The organism is Sulfitobacter pacificus (genome assembly GCF_030159975.1).
In the GTDB taxonomy this organism is placed as follows: domain Bacteria; phylum Pseudomonadota; class Alphaproteobacteria; order Rhodobacterales; family Rhodobacteraceae; genus Sulfitobacter; species Sulfitobacter pacificus.
The window spans coordinates 20,221-36,760 of sequence record NZ_BSNL01000003.1; the positions used below are offsets into that span (position 1 = coordinate 20,221).

Consider the following 16,540-nt stretch of genomic DNA (forward strand, 5'->3'; position numbering starts at 1 on the left):
TAGACTCATAAATGCTGAGTTAACAATTATATACCAAGCCACTTGTTCTGAACCTCATTCGCGGCCCGGATTTCTGCCGCATTTCCAGTCCACACAACTTGCCCTTTACTCACCACTGCCACATTGTCTGCTAGCGAGGTTGCAAAACCAAAGTTCTGTTCTACGATAATCATCGACAAACCTGCAGTCTTTAGCTCTTGAAGCTTGTCATGAATGAGCTTCACAATAATCGGAGCCAGCCCTTCCGTTGGTTCGTCAAGGATCAGCAGGCGCGGGTTCATCAACAAGCTGCGCCCGATAGCCAGCATTTGCTGTTCCCCGCCAGAAAGCTGAGAACCACTATTGCTCATTCGCTCATCTAGGCGCGGGAAAAGTTCAAGAACTCTATCCATGTTCCATTCCGATCCGGAACGACCAAAATTCTTTGCCGAAATTTCGAGGTTTTCACGCACTGTCAGTGACGGGAAAATATCCCTTGTTTCGGGCACGTAAGCAATTCCGCCATTTGCTACATTAAAGGTCTTGGCCCCGATCGGTTTGCCATCAAATTCAATCTCTCCAGCTTTAAGAGGCAAAAGCCCCATGATTGTTTTTAGTGTCGTAGATTTGCCCGCTCCATTCCGACCGAGAACCGCCAAGACTTTCCCTTTTTGCGAGACAAGAGACAAGCCATGGAGAATTTGAGTCTCTCCATACCCTGACTCAACAGCTTTCAATTCAAGCATCTTCCCAACTTCCTAGATATATTTCTTTGAGCAAACTTGAGCCACGTGCCTCTTCCGGCAATCCATCAAAAACAATTTCACCAAAATTTAGCACAGTAATCGTGTCAGCGACATCGAAGGCGAGGTCCATATCATGTTCAATTATGACTATTGACAGATCACGTGGAAGATTGTTCAGCAGGTCATGAAACCCCTTAGACATTTCCGGTCCGACACCGCTTGTTGGTTCATCCATAAGCAAAACAAGCGGTCGAGTGGCAAGGGCAACACCGATTTCGAGCTGGCGGCGAACACCGTAGCTAACTTCGGAAACCTTCGCGTGGAGATAAGGCATCAAGTTTACTTGTTCTGCCACTTCAGAAGTAATTTCGCGGACCTCGGGCTTTGACAGGCTGTCTCCCCTCAGCATCGTCGCATTTCCAGTATGTACCGCAGCAGCAAGACCAAGATTTTCCTCAACTGTCAGCCCATCGAAAAGAGTATTTTTTTGATAACTGCGCGATAGTCCACGCCGGGCGCGCGCTGCAACAGGGAGTGCGGTGATATCTTCGCCTGCTAGATGAACCGAACCTTTGTCCGGTATCAGTTCACCAACAAGTTGATTGAATAGTGTGGTTTTGCCTGCCCCATTGGGCCCAAGAATTACACGACGCTCGCCACGCTCCAGTTTCAACGACACGTTGCGCGTCACGTGAATCGCACCAAAACTCTTGTCTAGATTGCGCGTCTCAAGCATCGCTTTTGGCCTCCTCAAGCTCTTGTTTACGCGTAGCATCGGCAAGTCGGCGTTCAACCCATGCGCCCCAATGCGTCTCTGCCCAGCCGAAAATGCCGTTGGCCCGACTCATTACAACAGCGATCAGGATACCGCCAACGAAGAGGTGCCAATAACTTGTAACCGAACTGACTTCATGCTTGATCACCACGAAAATGACGGCGCCAACAAGTGGCCCGACAAGAGTGCCTAGCCCCCCTAGAATCACAACGACTAAAGCCTCTCCGGAGACAGTCCAACCGAGAAGGTCCGGGGAAATATACATAATATGCTGTGCTGCCAGAACTCCAGCCAGTCCAGCAATCACACCAGATAGGCCAAAAACATCCGCCTTAACACGCCAAACCGTAAGCCCGAGCGCACGCATGCGCTGTTCATTGTGCATGACGCCGACCAGGGATCGACCGAGTCCGGAACGTAAGATCAAAACCGACGCTCCATAGACAGAAACTAAAATGGACATACAAAACAGCGCAAAGTTGCGGTTACTGTTCATATCAACCCCAATGAAACTCAAGTCCAATCGGGGAATACCGCCCAATCCGTCATCACCGCCAAAGATTGGAGCTTCGAACACATAGGCATATGCCATTTGTCCAAAGGCGAGTGTCGCCATGATGAAATAGATACCATGGCTGCGAGACGAAATTGCTCCAATCACCCAAGCGACTGCACCTGTCAACGCAATCGAACCCGCCATCGCAGCCGGGGGCGCGATGCCTACTCTTATTGAAAACATGGCATAGGCATAGGCCCCAATACCCATAATTGCTCCATGGCAAAGAGAGACCATGCCACCAAATCCTGCAACTATGTCGAGCGATAGCACCAGTATCGCGAGGATCAGAATTTCCGTTAACATCTCTAACCCAAAATATTTTGCGGTTAGAGCCTGAAAGAGAGAACCAATCGCCAGAATAACAAGTATGCCGTAGCGAAGTATGTTGTGGCGAAACACGCGTTTATCCTTTCACCGGAAATAGACCATTCGGCTTAATCACCAATACCATTGCAAGGAGAGCGTAGATCAAGACTGAAGAAAGTTGCGGTGCTAATACCGCACCGAATGTCTGTACAAAACCATAAAGCAACGACCCCGCGATCGCCCCCCTCAATGATCCCAACCCGCCAATAACAATTACTATTAGCGTAGGTATTAGGATTTGCAGACCCATCCCGGGCATGACGCTCAGGAGAGGTGCCGCAATGGCTCCGGCCAAGCCCGCGAAAGCACAACCAACGCAGAAGACAAGAAAAAAGAGGCGTTCTACATTTATCCCGAGACATGCTGCCATAGCATCATTGTCTACACTTGCACGAATCTTAGCACCTACTTGAGTGCCAGAAAGTACCAACGCCAGCATAACAAACGACAATAAGCCGATGGCAATTATGAACAGACGATAGACTGGATAAGTTACTCCAAAAATTCCAATCTGACCTGATAGGACAGCGGGTGTGGCCATGGCGAGAGCAAGATCACCCCAAATGATGCGAGTTAGATCTAGCAGTACGAAGATCAAACCGAACGTAACCAGAACTTGTGCGGTTGGGCCGGACTTTCTCATTCGCTGGACGAATAAGAAATAGAGAACTACGCCTATGATCGCGACTCCTACCGGCGCAGCGAAGATAGCAACCCAGAACCCAAATTTGTTGGCGACCGATGCGGCAATATACGCTCCAAAGGTGTACAATGCACCGTGTGCGAGGTTTACAAAATGCATCAACCCAAAAATTACAGTCAGGCCAAGCGATAATAGAAAGAGGAGCATAGATAGTTGCAAAGCATTTAGCGTTTGCAAAACCCAAAAGCCGGAATCAACTGTCATGGAAAATCCTAGTCAACACTTTGGTGAAAGCCGCCTACCCATGCTTGGCAGGCGGCCCAAGACGTCGTGAGCCTAAATTTACGTTATTGCGTAGGCATGACACAGCCGTTTGCAGGCTCCGGTTCGGCCGGAAGCGATGCCAATACTTCTTGAGTGCTGCCATTCTCTCCGACCACCGTTCTATATACATAAATCGGCTGAACAACGTTGTTGGTTGCCGAGTCGATCGACAATTCGCCACGCGGGCTATCGAAACTAATGCTCTTAAGTGCACGGGCAATGCTCTCGCGGTCGTTCGCACCTGCCCGGATCACCTCAGCGAGTGCATGGGCAGCATCATAACCGTGGACAGCGAACTCTGAAGGCAGGCGACCATTGGCCTCCACGAACGCTTCAACGAAAGCAGCGTTTTCGTGATTGTTGATGGTCGGTACATAGTGCAGTGCTGTGATGACGCCGTCAGCCGCCTGGCCCTGGGCATTTACGTAGAGCTGAGACGTTAGAAAGCCAGAACCGTAGAGAGGTAGGTCCTGGTCGACACCGAAGCTGTCGAATTGCTTAACAAATGAAATAGCCTCGCCACCCGCGTAAAAGACGTAAAGAGCGTCGGCTCCTGAAGCCTTGGCCTGAGCAATGTAGGGGCCAAAATCCTGGGTTTGCTGGAAAGGCGTGAATTCTCCGCCGACGACTGTGCCCCCCGCGCTAGCATACGCTTCGGAAAACGCCTCAATCATCTGCCGACCAGCGGCATAGTCCGGGGCAAGGGTATAGACCGTGCCGATACCTTCGTTGGCCATCCAAGTTCCCATCGGACGATTAATCTGACTGTTGGAGAACGACAACCGCGTTATGTAGGGGCTGCAATCCGCTCCTGTAGCGGCATCATTCCCTGCATTGGCGACAATCAAAGGTACCCCGGCACCGTCAACAATATCCCGAACGGCGCCAAGAACCCCTGAGGAAACTACCCCGACTATGACATCTACTTCTTCTTGTAGAATTAGGCGTCGCGCCTTGCCAAGTCCGGTTGCAGGATTGACCTCGGTGTCTTCTCTATGCAGATTAATACTGCTTTCCAGATCGCTTGCAAATGTTGAGAGCCCTAGGCTAAAGCCCGCTTCAATCTCGTTCCCGACTGATGCATAAACTCCCGAAAATGGGAGCAAAACTCCAACTTCAATCTCATCGGCCGCTGCTTGTTGGCCGCAAAGGGCACAGGTTAGCCCAGTAAGGGCCGCAAAAAAGGTAGTTTTCATTTCAGTTCTCCTCCTATTGATGGTTGTTTTTTTCGGCAATTGTCATCCCAAATCGCCTCCACTCACCGGAACGGTAACTCCGGTGATGTACGAAGCTTCGTCAGACGCCAGAAACAAAATTGGACTTGCTTGCTCATCCAGTGTTCCGTAGCGTGTCATAAATGAGGAGCGGATTGTTTGATCGACGATGGTCTTGTACCAAGCTTCGGGTTGTTCCTCTTCTGCATTGAGATTGCGCGGCACAATGCGAGGGGGCGCTTCCGTACCGCCCGGAGCTGTGCCGACAACGCGAATACCTCGTTCTGCGACCTCCCAAGCTAAACTTGCAGTAAGTGCATTCACGCCACCCTTGGACGCCGCATATGGCACCCTATTTAGGCCTCGCGTCGCAACGGAAGAGACGTTGACTATGACACCTTGATTTACTGGTAACATTCGCTCAATGGCGGCGCGGCAACAATAAAGTGTCGGGAAAAGCGACCTTCGGACTTCCGCGTCTATTTGTTTAGGCTCATAGTGCTCGTAGGGTTTGGCCCAAATAGTGCCACCAACGTTATTAATTAGGATATCGATACGACCCCAAATGTCTACGGACTTTTGTATGGCTTTTTCACATCCCGCCCATGTTTCGAGATTGACTGAAATCGCTTCAGCCTGCCCCCCTGCATTGCGAATTTCCGCAACCACATCTTTGCGTGCAGACGAGCGGTCAACGATCAAAACGCGTGCACCTTCGTTGGCGGCGCGTAAAGCAACGCACCGACCAATACCTTGCGCGGCTCCAGTCACGACCATGACCTTATCTTCAAAGCGGCGGCTCATGCTGCCTCCGCTTCTGTCGGGTTGAATTTTTCGTAGTAGAAATTTTCAGGCTCCACTCCGAGCACCTCGAAGTGTTTGCGGACTGCGTCCACCATCGGTGGAGGCCCACAAAGATAAACGTCGCATTCGCCACCATTCAGATCATCTACAGTCACATGATCGGTCACAAATCCTTTTCGTTCGTGTGTATCTTCGTCAGCTGCGAGTACTGTAATTACAGTTACGCTACCAATCTTCGCAACCAAATCGTTGATGCGGTCCAACTCGACTAGGTCGGCTCGTCGAGTCACTGCATAGTAAAGCACGATAGGGTGTTCTGTACCTTGCAGTGCTACCAGTTCAAGCATCGACAAAAAGGGGGCCAACCCAGTACCCCCAGCGAGCCATAGCTGCGGCCTTTCAATCGGGCGCAAATAAAAAGTACCCATTGGACCATTGAGTTCAACGAGATCCCCAGTCTTGCCTCCGTCCCTCAAATAGCCACTCATCACACCCCCAGGCAAATTACGGATCAGAAACGATGCCTCTTCAACACCAGGCACAGAAGAAAAGGAGTATGAACGACGTTTCCCCGTACCTGGAACCGAGATATTCACATACTGCCCAGGTAGAAAACGGATTGGTTTCGCGAGCTTCACATGCAAGCGAAACGAAGTTTCAGACAGTGTATCAACAGCTGAGACAAGGCCCTCCACCTCCTCTGGCGCAGTTTTACAAGCGGCAGAGGGGGCCGGCACCTTAAGAACGCAATCACTTTTGGGGATCATCTGGCAAGTGAGAACGTAACCTTGACTGACCTCTTCATCACTCATGGACTCATCCATGTAGAATTCTATTTCGTACTTACCTTTTTCGGCAAAACACTTGCAGGTTCCGCAGACTCCATCACGACAGTCCATCGGCAAATTTATCTTCTGACGGAAGGCCGCGTCGGTTACCATTTCGTCGTCAGCACATTGAATAATGCGCGTGACGCCATCTTCGAAATTCAAAGCAATTTCATAGGTTGTCAAAGCGCTGCCCTCCTATAGCCACGCGAATACATTCACGGGGGCCAAGGCCACCCATCCTCAAGTTTGACAGATCAAATATGATATACGTCTATGACTTGGTGTATGCGGTCGTTCTTAAGAACGATCTTTTTGTCGGTTATTAATGGCTTTTTCCCGCCAATCCGGATCGTGTAAAATGAAGTGCCCCAATGCTGATCCGTTATCCCATAGCGATAAGTCAAAGTATGCCAATTGAAACGCACACTAATCTCATTACGATCTGCATCTACAACTTCAATATTTGCCAAATTGTGGTTCGTACGCGGCTCGGGCAAAGACGTCGCAGCGGAACGGTCAGTCTTAATCCGAAATACCCGATCTTCGATGCCTTGCTTGTTTGGATAATACATCAACGACATTTCGTTTTGTGGATCTTCTGTGAGCGCGTCGTAGTCGTCCCATGTAGGCATCCAAAACGGGCAGTCATCGTGGTAAAATGCTAACCAAGTATCCCAATCGCGGTCATCCAGTGCCCGTGCCTCCGCATAGAGAAAGGCCTGAATTTCGCTGAGATTCATACCTATAGTTGCTGCTTCACGTTCTCGTGTTGCGATACTCATCCGATTTGCCCCTTACTCTGCTGCCGACCGAGTTTTGAACGCATTTTCACGCTCCTTGGTAATTGCATCCGCCATACGCTCAGACCAATTGGTATGCTGGACTACGAACAAGCCTTCGTCCTCCGTACGTGCTCCGCACAGTATTGGGTTAATGCCCAGTTTTTTGGCATCTTCATCTGGGCCCTCAATCCACTGGGTAGCGCCACGCGTTAAGTCATTCCAAGGGGCGTGCGCTGCACCAGCGTACGCACGTTGGGTAGCGCGAAACTCTTCCGTGTCATCTGGAGTTGCCATACCTGAAGCATTAAAAAAGTCTTCGTATTGTCGGATACGATGAGAACGAGCCTCCTGACTCTCACCTTTGGGCGCGATACAATAAATAGTGACCTCAGTTTTATCGACGCTGACAGGGCGGATTACTCGAATTTGCGAACTCATCTGATCCATCAAGAATACGTTCGGATATACACAGAGGTTACGCATTACCCCCACCATCCATTCCGCTTTCGTCTCTCCATATTCTTCAACCCACTCTGTGAGACGAGGATAGTTTGGACGGTTGGTAGGGTCGGCCAGTTCAGTCCACAGCAGAATGTGACCATTTTCATAGGCATGGAAACCCCCGCGCTGTTTTGACCACTTCGATGCATCGTTCGCTTTGATATTGTCTTGCTTGCCGTCGTCAGTGCGGTGCGCTGTTGTAGCAACATAGTTCCAATGCACAGCCGAAACGTGATAACCATCAGCGCCGTTCTCGGCCTGAAGCTTCCAGTTCCCGTCATATGTGTATGTTGAAGACCCCCGCAAAACCTCCAACCCTTCATCTGCCTGATCAAGGATCATGTCGATCATCTTACACGCTTCACCAAGATACTCTCTAAGTGGCCCCACCTCAGCGTTGAGCGAGCCGAATAGGAAGCCACGATAATTTTCAAATCGAGCGACCTTGGTTAAATCGTGGCTGCCTGCCTTGTTGAACTGCTCCGGATAACCAGCATCTTTCGGATCTTTAACTTTGAGAAGCTTACCAGTGTTTGAGAAGGTCCATCCATGGAATGGGCATGTGAAAGTACTTTGGTTTCGCCGTTTGAAACGGCAGAGCTGGGCACCTCTATGAGAACAGGCGTTGACGAGCGCATGTAATTCACCCGACTTGTCCCGCGTAATAACGACAGGAGTACGACCCATAGTGAGCGTAAAATAATCTCCAGGTTCAGAGATTTGGCTCTCGTGCGCCATGTATATCCAGTTGCCCTCGAACACATGCTTCATCTCAAGCTCAAAAAGCGCGTCGTCTGAGAAAACATCTCTGCGACATCGAAAAACGCCATTTTTGGGGTCGTCTTCAACCGCACCAGAAATCTGATGTGCGAGATCATCAAGATTAGAATTAGCAAACATTGGCACTCCTCCACTTTTCCGCGGCATTTTCCTGCCTACTGCGGTCTTCCACTTACGAGATGTTAAACACACCCGCACACCCGCCCTATTTGTCAACGCGACGCCAGGACCTGACAAAACCTCCCAGCAAGATGCAACGAGCCAGCCTACATGCTCCCGATCCGAAACACTGACCATGGAAACGCCTGTAACTACCTACGCAATTCGCCGTTCGGTCCTTCAAACCTGCACATTCTAGATCACGAGCATGCCCGTGGCTTTCATCTTTCTATATTATCGTTTTTTTACCGTGTCCACGTTTTTTTTAATTTTATTGGTTTATTCTTGCTGCTTGGCATCAACCTCAAAACATGTCATTTGTGGGCGAAAATCCTATGATGGACGCACAAATTGACCATGACAACAAAGACAGAGCCAAAAACTGCCTTCGTTTTGATCGAAGAGAAACTTAGAAACCGGATTATCTCGGGCGACCTGCCCGGCGGAACGAGGCTGCAGGTCGATGCGCTACGAAGAGAGTTTGACGTAAGCACCTCAACGGTTCGCGAAGCACTTTCGCGGCTTCTGGCATGTTCGTTGGTCGTCTCTCAGCCAAACATCGGTTTCCGTGTTGCGCCGCTAAGTCGCAGTGACTTCATTTCCGTCGCCCGAGTTCGCAAACTGCTTGAAATAGAAGCACTAAGTGAATCACTAGAAAACCGAAATGATGAATGGGAGGCAACCTTAGCAGGTGCTTATCATTTACTGGAAAGAGCCGATAGGGCTTTCGTTCTCGAAGGAAATCTCGACCAAGAACATGAATGGCGCCAACGTAATCAAGCTTTTCACGAAGCAATGGTGGCGGCATGCAAGAACCGCTACCTGCTCGATTTTCGTCGAAGCATAAACTACAATGCAGAGCGATACAGAGCACTGATCCCAGACATTAGCCGAAATGCACTTCACGTGCCTGATCAACATCGAGCCCTGTTTGAAAGTGCTGTAAGTGGTAGGCGAGAAGATTGCATTTCTTTGATGTGCGATCATATTTCAACAACCGTTGACCTATTGATTGATCACTTGCCCCAATCCTGAGTAATGCGCTGCCCAGTGATCAAGTAGGCGGTCCTCGATGGTTCGGTTGGTTCAACATCAGGCGCCTGTTTGGCCCCATTGGAGAGCCCCCGACAGCAGAGGCCGATGAGGGCCTCTATACACAGCGCGACGTGCTCGATGCGATCGCGTGAAATGAAGCTAAAGGTCACCGGTGAACCCGGAGCAATTCGCTTGGGGCTTATCAGAATGGTGTCACGGTCAACCTCTCGCACTCCAGCAAACCAACCGATATTACCCACACCGAAGTCTTCAACTTCAGGTTTCGAGTAGAACGCCTGATCGCCGACTGATTCAGTCGCGGTCAGATGCCACCAAAAAGATGAAGGCCTTGCATCGAATCTACGCCGAGTAGCTACCACACAGCCTGTGTACGGAAATCCCTTGATCGATATGGCAATAACAACAAGCGATACAGGCCCACTACACTGACAGGAGGTGGAAGACTCAGGCCTATGCCAACGAAAGATTGGGTTGCAGAGCAGAATCTGGAAAGATCTCGCCATCTGCACTGAAGGTTCCGGGGCAGACCAGATTGGAGTGAGCGCCACTCAATCTGGAGGAGGACGCAGGGTTCGGGCAAAAGGACCAACTTAGCTAGGATCAATGCGACAATTTGGAATCATGACATGTAGTGTTTCGTTGCAACCAAGGGCTTTGCCACTCACTGCAATTTTGACAATGGTCAATCTGGCTCGCCCCGGCAGACTTCCGAGTATTCGAAAACCTATCCCTCTATCAAAGGGCATCGGCCCGCAGAAACTCAAACTAACAAGTTGATTTTTAAGCAATAATTTGCGTCACCGCCAAGCTTACACGTTGTTTGCCCCCAAAGTCACAAAAGCAGGATTTAGTGTGATAAACTCCTCACAATCGGTTTTTCTTAAATAAACGTTTTTTATCTTGCAAACCGTTTTATGAGAGGCCAATGTACCTAGATGAAACGCTTAGCAAACAGCATGGGGAATCAAGCCCTTCCAGCCCAATCGGCGAAATGGTCCAAAGAGGCGGAGACGGGCCAGCATATCCATTCCAAAATTCGGGGGTCAATTATGGAAATCGCTACGATCGAGCCGTTCTTCTCAAGGCTTGGCATCGTTCAAGCAGGCCGCCCTATATTCCGCCGATTGATCAAGATCAGCATGAGATTGGTCCGTAGGCAGGAGCCGAGTTAGCAAGACTTTCAATTCAGGGCTGGACAGATTCCAAACCTGGTAAACATCTACAAAACTGCAGGGGAGGACCTGAAATGACAGACAACGAACCAATTTTTGACGTGGCGCAATTGAGCCATGTTGAACTCTTTACGCCGAAAATGGATGAAAGCCTTTGGTTTTTCAAAGAGCTTTTGGGACTCCAAGAATCATCGAGGGACGGAAAATCCGTATATCTCAGGGGTTATGAGGAGTCCTACCACCATTCACTGAAGCTTACAGAACGGGACCAACCAGGAATGGCCCAAATGGGTTGGCGAGCTTCTTCGAAGTTAGCCCTCGATCGTCGCGTCTCCCAGATTGAAAAATTGGGTGCCGGTATCGGATGGGTCGACACCGAAGCTGGCTACGGACCGGCATATGAGTATCGAACACCCGACGGGCACATTCAAAGAATTTTTTGGGAAGTAGAGCGCGCGACGATTCCTGATAGCTTGAAAACACCGTTGATCAACCGGCCACAAAAACGACCGCTTTCTGGCGTTCCGGTTCGTCGTTTGGATCACGTCAATCTAATGTGTTCAGACGTGGGCCCCATGCGGCGATTCTACCAAGAAGCCATGGGTACACGGCTCCGCGAAACTATTATAGCAGGTGGCGGTGAGGTCGAGGTAGCAGCATGGATGAGCCACAACAACTTAGTCCATGACGTAGCTATGATGCGAGATGAGAGTGGGGTCAAAGGCCGGTTGCACCATGTCGCATTCTGGTACGGATATCCACAACATCTTTCGGACGCTGCCGACGTATTTCGCGAACACAACATCCAGATCGAAGCAGGCCCCGGCAAGCACGGCATCACGCAGGCCGCCTTTTTGTACTGCTTTGAGCCGGGCGGCAACCGAGTCGAACTCTTTGGAGATGCAGGGTACTTGATTTTCGAACCCGACTGGAAACCTGTCGTGTGGGAAGAAAAAGACCTCGAAGCTGGAATAATTTGGCACGGATCGCAACTGCCACAAGAGTTCTTCATGGTTGGGACACCGCCTGTACCGGCAAACGAATAGATCACAACTGTCAGATTTTTAAACTGGCCCGACAAATACCAGTCAAGCCACCAATCGGACCGAGGCCATCTGCTTCGGTCCGTCTCAGATTTCTGGAGAATTCGAATGTCCGATGGATCGCAAATTTCAGATGATGGAAAAATCATCACTATCGATGGAATCGATACTTATTATCAAGACGTAGGTGAAGGAGAGCCAGTACTGTTTATCCATGGATCCGGACCTGGAGTATCTGCTTGGGCAAACTGGCGCTTAAACTTGGGACCCATCAGCCAAAAATCACGTTGCATAGCGCCGGATATGGTTGGTTTTGGTAAGACCGTGGCCCCTGAAAACTATGAATACTCAATGACAAATTGGGTCAAACATCTTTATGGCTTGACCCAAGAATTGGGCCTCGGCCAAACGACCATTGTAGGCAACTCATTTGGCGGGGGGCTCGCCATTGCGTTCGCTATCGCGCACCCTGAGTTGGTTTCACGAATTGTATTAATGGGTGCCGTTGGTGTTGAATTTGAACTGACTTATGGACTCAATGAGGTTTGGGGTTACGAGCCATCCGTTGAGAATATGAAAGAGTTGCTTGATATTTTTTCTCATGACAAAACTCTTGTCAACGACGATCTTGCATCATTACGCTATTCCGCCTCGGTGGCACCGGGAATCCATGAAAGCTACTCAGCGATGTTTCCTGCTCCACGGCAAAAATGGATTCACGCAATGGCATCAGAAACATCAGATATCTCGAAAATAAAGGTTCCAGTGTTAATCGTTCACGGGAAGAATGATCGAGTTATTCCAATTGGAAACTCTCACAAGTTTTTTGAGCTTCTTCCGAATGCGGAATTACACCTATTTTCAAATTGCGGCCATTGGACTCAGATCGAAAAAAGAGATAGATTCAACGCGCTGGTTCTTGACTTTATTGCAGGTGGTTCCAACACCTCCTAATTTATATCATTCTATGAGACTGTAACGCTGTGGTCTTTCGGGATCCGAGGCACCAGAGGCAAATGTAGCCACTGGCGCAATTCGAGATATGGCGTCACTCTTAGAAGACATCGTTGGTGAAAATTCGAACAATCAACTGCGAGGAGGTCAAACGTGGATCCATCAAGCTCGCTGCCTGTTGGAGATAGCCTTAGCATCGTTCCCTACGAAGGAAGGACGGAAATTTTCTTCTTTGTTGAGTTCAATGTTTCTTATCACTTGGCTGAAAGTGGCATGGAAACCGTCACGATTACACTCTGTAGATGGGTACGGAGAATTGGAACTAGTGAATTTCGGAAAAAAAGAAGCAACGCCGATCGCGAGGTTGCGAGATGCAAACGACCGAACCACCGGTTGGGTTTACCATTGGAATACGTCGGAACTGGCGATCCTTTGGATTTACAAAGACCGTATGGCGAAACGCATTGACCCGCCGCTCAGTCCGGAAACGCTGGCCAAGGCAAAAGCCGTGACCGCTGACTCCGCCATAGACCTGCTTGAGGCACTATCGGCCGGTGGCCAAAAAAAGCTGGAGTGACGCTAAAAACCGGAACACTACCGCCCTATCGATCCTATATTATGAGTGACATTAGTATATTTTCAGTGCATGATGCGCTGGATTCTCTAGACCAATGGATATCCATTCATGCTCCAACAACTTGCTCGCCTTGCAATCGTTGCCCTCGTTGGAAGTATGGGTAGCGTCATAGCACCGCAAAAATCATCCGCCCAAGCCTACCAGATCGACTGTGCCATTCTGCTCTGTCTTTCAGGTGGATGGCCAGACTCGGTGCCCTGCGCGCGTGCCCGCGGCGAGTTCATACGACGAATCACGCCTTGGCCAGTAGAACCGCCGCTACAGATATGGCGCTGCCCGATGGGTGCGGCTTATCAACCCAGCGGTAATACGAACTCGACCGCGCGCATCTACGACGTTCTACTCGATGATGCCGGGTCCCTACCCCAGAGTTTCCTGGCAAGTCCGAAAGAGCCCATGCCCGCCGTTCTCCGTACGACAGACCCCAGGGACGGACAGCCGCCCAATGGCCTCGCCCTGCGCCTGATCCAGGACCGCGCCGATATCGACATCAGCGGCCCAGAATTCAACTTCGTGCGTTCAATCCGGGTCTTTGATGTGCGCTACGCGCGTCAGCACGAGTCTGGCCGTGACGGTGATTGCAATCGGAACGCGACGGTCGTTCTTGGAACCTATGGGACGCAAGGTGATTTCTCTTGGGTGCGCTCTGGATTAAACGCCCTGCCCGAGGCACATGTCGGCCTCGAACGCTGGGGGCAAAACTGCCCCAGCATCTACCTCCGCTCTGTCTTCGTCGATTGGCGTGACTATGAGGGTAACTACGGGTTCGAACAGGTGGACTATTGATTGGCGGCGGCGATACTTGACCCAAATCTGAAAGCGAAAACGCATTTGGTGGAAGAAACCTACCGAACCGTTCCAATAGTCGCACCCTTTCAGCGACCAATAGTATATCATTGATATCTTTCAGGAGTACGAATTTGCTCTCTTTTTGGCGAATCACCTCCTAAGATCGAAGACAGATACCTTCATGACCATCGAATGACCCTTTGGGCTTCAAAATTCAAAGTTGCGCTCAAATCCGATGATCGGCATCCGTCTCGCGTTCGGCCACCGCTAAGAGTTTAGCAGTTTCGACTTCCATAGCCCGCGCGAGAACAACCAGTTCAATGACATCGATCCTGCGCTCACCACTTTCAACGCGGGCCACAAAGGACTGATGGCATTTCAGCCGCGTGGCCAATTGTTCCTGTGTGAGACCAGCATTTTTGCGCGCCGCGATAAGTGCATCGCGGAGCGCCTCATGCCCTGAACTTCTGATTGTCTTTGCCACGTGTCACAAACCCCTTGTGACCGGGCTAATCTACTTTATAGATTATCTAAAAAGTGGATAAATGATGTTTTCCATAGACTTGTTCGAACACTACGTTGCCTCGCGAACTAGCCTGTTGTCCGGTCTAGAGCGCCGCACCGAACAAGTGTGCCATCTATCATTCATCAACTGTCTGCAGGAACCGGCCATATTCCTGGCTCACCTCACGCGCCTCCTCAAAAGCACGCGCCCGCTCTTCTTCCAGACATCTGAAGTAGCTTTGTATGTCCCGGATGTAGAGCTCGAAGTCGCTTCGGATGAGATCAGCGTACTCCCTGACGGCTTGCGGATCACTCGGAACGAAGGGCTTCGTAGGCGGATAGCAGGATGCCGCCGCGGCAATCTCCGGCAAAACCATCAGCAAAAATATAGCAGGTGCGCTTCTGGCTCCTTGCAACCAGAGGGTGCTGAGACCCCAACAAAACTTGATCAAATCCAACGGTCATGCCTAACTTTCGTGTAACCGTCATACAGCCGCACAAACGTAAATATATACTTGCGGTCGATAATATAGCATCGTATGTTTGGACTTCAAGCAATGAAGTCCGGACCTGCGCCTTTGAACAGAAAGCGTAATCCGGGTGATAGACCTAAGTAACGAAGCACCGAATGTGGTCACTGAACCGAGATTTCGCGATCTTGTCGCGAGCGGCTACCGTGTGGAAGTCGTCTGCAAGGAAGACGCCTACAAGAAAGGCCCCAACTGGCATGGGGCCTGGATCATGCGCGCTGTCAGTGATGAGGGCGTCGAAAAGCTTCTGGTCACCGCCCGCACACGCACCTCACGCAACGACATCAAGATCCGCGAGATCAAGACCGTCACAGGCGTGCTCTCCTTCCTGCAAGGTGTCGGCTTCTCACACGCGGACATTCCACTCTTGGAAGGCAAGCGGACAGTGCACAAGCTTTCGAGCGAAGAGATTACGGCCAGCCGGGCTTAGCGCCCTTTTCCTCTGCCTTCTGACGCACCCTGCATCGGCACAGATGGTGCTGGTAATGGAGAGCGATGGCTCGCTCTCACCGTCTCAATCCCAACAAAGCTTTTCTCGCAACTACAATGATGGGATCGGCCAAGGCTCTGCATCTGATGGCTTGCGAGTCTTCGGCGAAACTGCGGAACCTGATCCGGTCGAAGAGGTACGTATCGCCGCACTTGCACCACGTGCGCCTGTGCCCCGCCCTGACATTCTCGGCGCGATCCAAGAGGTCGGTCTGCGCTATGCAAGCCACCGTGGACTGCGTGCCGCCGACATTACCGTCACGGATTGGCTGAACCTTTATCGCGCCAATATCGAGATCGAGAGCGCTTACAATCCGCGCGCCGTCTCCCACGCCGGGGCCATCGGTCTTGGGCAACTGATGCCGGATACCGCCCGCGCACTTGGCGTTGACCCCAATAACTGGCGACAGAACCTGGACGGATCGGCACGCTATCTCACGATGATGCTGGCCGAGTTCGGCGACACACGCTTGGCGCTTGCCGCCTACAACGCCGGACCCGATGCCGTGCGCGAGTATTCCGGCATTCCCCCCTATCGAGAGACCCAAAATCACGTCCAGCGGGTGCTGGCCGTCTTCAACCGGCTAGAAGGAGAGACCCCATGAAGCCAAGAAGTAATAAGTTATTGGCCATCGCCACTTTGCTGGTATTTGCAGCGCAGCCTGCACTGGCTCAGAGTATCGACCTCTCCCCTATTCAGGACCTTCTGCAGGGCATCGTTGATGCCCTGACCGGTCCTCTCGGCGTGGTCATCGCGACGCTGGCCGTATTGGGCGTGTTCCTAAGCTGGTTCTTCAACATCATCGATCTGCGCCAGGCCCTTTGGGTTCTGGTCGGCATTGCCGGTGTCGCAGCTGCTCCCACAATCGTTGCCGCCGTATTTGGTGGTGGTACCCCGTAAAAG

General features: G+C 50.9%; 19 protein-coding genes. 8 read left to right on the forward strand and 11 right to left on the reverse strand.

The genetic code is table 11. The features are described 5' to 3' along the window. Positions 1–26: 26 nt before the first annotated feature. The 9 genes from QQL78_RS18150 to QQL78_RS18190 all read right to left on the reverse strand — a co-directional run bounded on the left by QQL78_RS18150 (position 27) and on the right by QQL78_RS18190 (position 8,423). Positions 27–725, reverse strand: a complete 699-nt coding sequence (locus QQL78_RS18150; protein ID WP_284375815.1) for an ABC transporter ATP-binding protein — start codon at positions 723–725, stop codon at positions 27–29. Continuing rightward, positions 718–1,461: an ABC transporter ATP-binding protein gene (locus QQL78_RS18155; RefSeq protein ID WP_284375816.1), complete on the reverse strand. Its 744-nt coding sequence runs from the start codon at positions 1,459–1,461 to the stop codon at positions 718–720. The genes QQL78_RS18150 and QQL78_RS18155 overlap by 8 nt, the downstream gene beginning before the upstream one ends. Then, on the reverse strand, positions 1,454–2,458 hold the full coding sequence (locus QQL78_RS18160) for a branched-chain amino acid ABC transporter permease (RefSeq protein WP_284375817.1): 1,005 nt from the start codon (positions 2,456–2,458) through the stop codon (positions 1,454–1,456). The genes QQL78_RS18155 and QQL78_RS18160 overlap by 8 nt, the downstream gene beginning before the upstream one ends. A 4-nt stretch (positions 2,459–2,462) precedes the next feature. Further along, positions 2,463–3,332, reverse strand: a complete 870-nt coding sequence (locus QQL78_RS18165; protein ID WP_284375819.1) for a branched-chain amino acid ABC transporter permease — start codon at positions 3,330–3,332, stop codon at positions 2,463–2,465. An 83-nt stretch (positions 3,333–3,415) separates the two neighbouring features. Continuing rightward, complete coding sequence (locus QQL78_RS18170) at positions 3,416–4,588, reverse strand: ABC transporter substrate-binding protein (protein ID WP_284375821.1); 1,173 nt, start codon at positions 4,586–4,588, stop codon at positions 3,416–3,418. Between the two features lie 42 nt (positions 4,589–4,630). Further along, a complete protein-coding gene (gene benD, locus QQL78_RS18175; RefSeq protein ID WP_284375822.1) occupies positions 4,631–5,410 on the reverse strand; it encodes a benzoate diol dehydrogenase BenD in 780 nt (259 codons plus the stop codon). Beyond that, positions 5,407–6,423, reverse strand: coding sequence for a benzoate 1,2-dioxygenase electron transfer component BenC (gene benC, locus QQL78_RS18180; RefSeq protein ID WP_284375824.1), 1,017 nt, complete (start codon positions 6,421–6,423; stop codon positions 5,407–5,409). The genes benD and benC overlap by 4 nt, the downstream gene beginning before the upstream one ends. A 71-nt stretch (positions 6,424–6,494) precedes the next feature. After that, entirely contained in the window at positions 6,495–7,022 is a 528-nt protein-coding gene (benB, locus tag QQL78_RS18185) for a benzoate 1,2-dioxygenase small subunit (protein ID WP_284375826.1), read from the reverse strand. 12 nt (positions 7,023–7,034) lie between these two features. After that, positions 7,035–8,423 carry a Rieske 2Fe-2S domain-containing protein gene (locus tag QQL78_RS18190; protein WP_284375828.1) on the reverse strand — a complete coding sequence of 463 codons (1,389 nt, stop codon included), beginning with the start codon at positions 8,421–8,423 and terminating at the stop codon, positions 7,035–7,037. 396 nt (positions 8,424–8,819) lie between these two features. Between QQL78_RS18190 and QQL78_RS18195 the strand changes: the two genes are divergently transcribed. From QQL78_RS18195 to QQL78_RS21705, 5 genes are all read left to right on the forward strand, one after another. Then, positions 8,820–9,497 carry a GntR family transcriptional regulator gene (locus QQL78_RS18195; RefSeq protein ID WP_284375917.1) on the forward strand — a complete coding sequence of 226 codons (678 nt, stop codon included), beginning with the start codon at positions 8,820–8,822 and terminating at the stop codon, positions 9,495–9,497. 1,267 nt (positions 9,498–10,764) lie between these two features. After that, positions 10,765–11,736 carry a catechol 2,3-dioxygenase gene (locus tag QQL78_RS18200; protein WP_284375829.1) on the forward strand — a complete coding sequence of 324 codons (972 nt, stop codon included), beginning with the start codon at positions 10,765–10,767 and terminating at the stop codon, positions 11,734–11,736. Positions 11,737–11,841: 105 nt separating this feature from the next. Beyond that, complete coding sequence (locus QQL78_RS18205) at positions 11,842–12,687, forward strand: alpha/beta fold hydrolase (protein WP_284375831.1); 846 nt, start codon at positions 11,842–11,844, stop codon at positions 12,685–12,687. A 325-nt stretch (positions 12,688–13,012) separates the two neighbouring features. Further along, positions 13,013–13,264, forward strand: coding sequence for a hypothetical protein (locus QQL78_RS18210; protein WP_284375833.1), 252 nt, complete (start codon positions 13,013–13,015; stop codon positions 13,262–13,264). 156 nt (positions 13,265–13,420) lie between these two features. After that, positions 13,421–14,110 carry a hypothetical protein gene (locus QQL78_RS21705; protein WP_284375919.1) on the forward strand — a complete coding sequence of 230 codons (690 nt, stop codon included), beginning with the start codon at positions 13,421–13,423 and terminating at the stop codon, positions 14,108–14,110. A gap of 229 nt (positions 14,111–14,339) precedes the next feature. Here QQL78_RS21705 and QQL78_RS18220 read toward each other — a convergent pair whose 3' ends face one another. After that, positions 14,340–14,597 carry a helix-turn-helix domain-containing protein gene (locus QQL78_RS18220; RefSeq protein WP_284375835.1) on the reverse strand — a complete coding sequence of 86 codons (258 nt, stop codon included), beginning with the start codon at positions 14,595–14,597 and terminating at the stop codon, positions 14,340–14,342. A 157-nt stretch (positions 14,598–14,754) separates the two neighbouring features. After that, positions 14,755–14,994, reverse strand: a complete 240-nt coding sequence (locus QQL78_RS18225) for a hypothetical protein (RefSeq protein WP_284375921.1) — start codon at positions 14,992–14,994, stop codon at positions 14,755–14,757. A 226-nt stretch (positions 14,995–15,220) separates the two neighbouring features. Here QQL78_RS18225 and QQL78_RS18230 point away from each other — a divergent pair, with 226 nt between their 5' ends. Genes QQL78_RS18230 through QQL78_RS18240 form a run of 3 tightly spaced genes read left to right on the forward strand, consistent with a single transcriptional unit; the run spans position 15,221 to position 16,537 of the window. Beyond that, positions 15,221–15,577 carry a hypothetical protein gene (locus QQL78_RS18230; RefSeq protein WP_284375923.1) on the forward strand — a complete coding sequence of 119 codons (357 nt, stop codon included), beginning with the start codon at positions 15,221–15,223 and terminating at the stop codon, positions 15,575–15,577. 43 nt (positions 15,578–15,620) lie between these two features. Continuing rightward, positions 15,621–16,241, forward strand: coding sequence for a lytic transglycosylase domain-containing protein (locus QQL78_RS18235; protein ID WP_284375837.1), 621 nt, complete (start codon positions 15,621–15,623; stop codon positions 16,239–16,241). Beyond that, positions 16,238–16,537: a TrbC/VirB2 family protein gene (locus tag QQL78_RS18240; protein WP_284375838.1), complete on the forward strand. Its 300-nt coding sequence runs from the start codon at positions 16,238–16,240 to the stop codon at positions 16,535–16,537. Before QQL78_RS18235 ends, QQL78_RS18240 begins: the two co-directional genes overlap by 4 nt. Positions 16,538–16,540 lie beyond the last annotated feature (3 nt).

Bases quoted from the DNA above. Each gene is read 5' to 3' on its own strand.
- QQL78_RS18150 (WP_284375815.1), bottom strand. From the start codon at position 725: ATGCTTGAATTGAAAGCTGTTGAGTCAGGGTATGGAGAGACTCAAATT.
- QQL78_RS18155 (WP_284375816.1), bottom strand. From the start codon at position 1,461: ATGCTTGAGACGCGCAATCTAGACAAGAGTTTTGGTGCGATTCACGTG.
- QQL78_RS18165 (WP_284375819.1), bottom strand. From the start codon at position 3,332: ATGACAGTTGATTCCGGCTTTTGGGTTTTGCAAACGCTAAATGCTTTG.
- QQL78_RS18170 (WP_284375821.1), bottom strand. From the start codon at position 4,588: ATGAAAACTACCTTTTTTGCGGCCCTTACTGGGCTAACCTGTGCCCTT.
- benD (WP_284375822.1), bottom strand. From the start codon at position 5,410: ATGAGCCGCCGCTTTGAAGATAAGGTCATGGTCGTGACTGGAGCCGCG.
- benB (WP_284375826.1), bottom strand. From the start codon at position 7,022: ATGAGTATCGCAACACGAGAACGTGAAGCAGCAACTATAGGTATGAAT.
- QQL78_RS18190 (WP_284375828.1), bottom strand. From the start codon at position 8,423: ATGTTTGCTAATTCTAATCTTGATGATCTCGCACATCAGATTTCTGGT.
- QQL78_RS18195 (WP_284375917.1), top strand. From the start codon at position 8,820: ATGACAACAAAGACAGAGCCAAAAACTGCCTTCGTTTTGATCGAAGAG.
- QQL78_RS18200 (WP_284375829.1), top strand. From the start codon at position 10,765: ATGACAGACAACGAACCAATTTTTGACGTGGCGCAATTGAGCCATGTT.
- QQL78_RS18205 (WP_284375831.1), top strand. From the start codon at position 11,842: ATGTCCGATGGATCGCAAATTTCAGATGATGGAAAAATCATCACTATC.
- QQL78_RS21705 (WP_284375919.1), top strand. From the start codon at position 13,421: ATGGGTAGCGTCATAGCACCGCAAAAATCATCCGCCCAAGCCTACCAG.
- QQL78_RS18225 (WP_284375921.1), bottom strand. From the start codon at position 14,994: ATGGTTTTGCCGGAGATTGCCGCGGCGGCATCCTGCTATCCGCCTACG.
- QQL78_RS18235 (WP_284375837.1), top strand. From the start codon at position 15,621: ATGGTGCTGGTAATGGAGAGCGATGGCTCGCTCTCACCGTCTCAATCC.
- QQL78_RS18240 (WP_284375838.1), top strand. From the start codon at position 16,238: ATGAAGCCAAGAAGTAATAAGTTATTGGCCATCGCCACTTTGCTGGTA.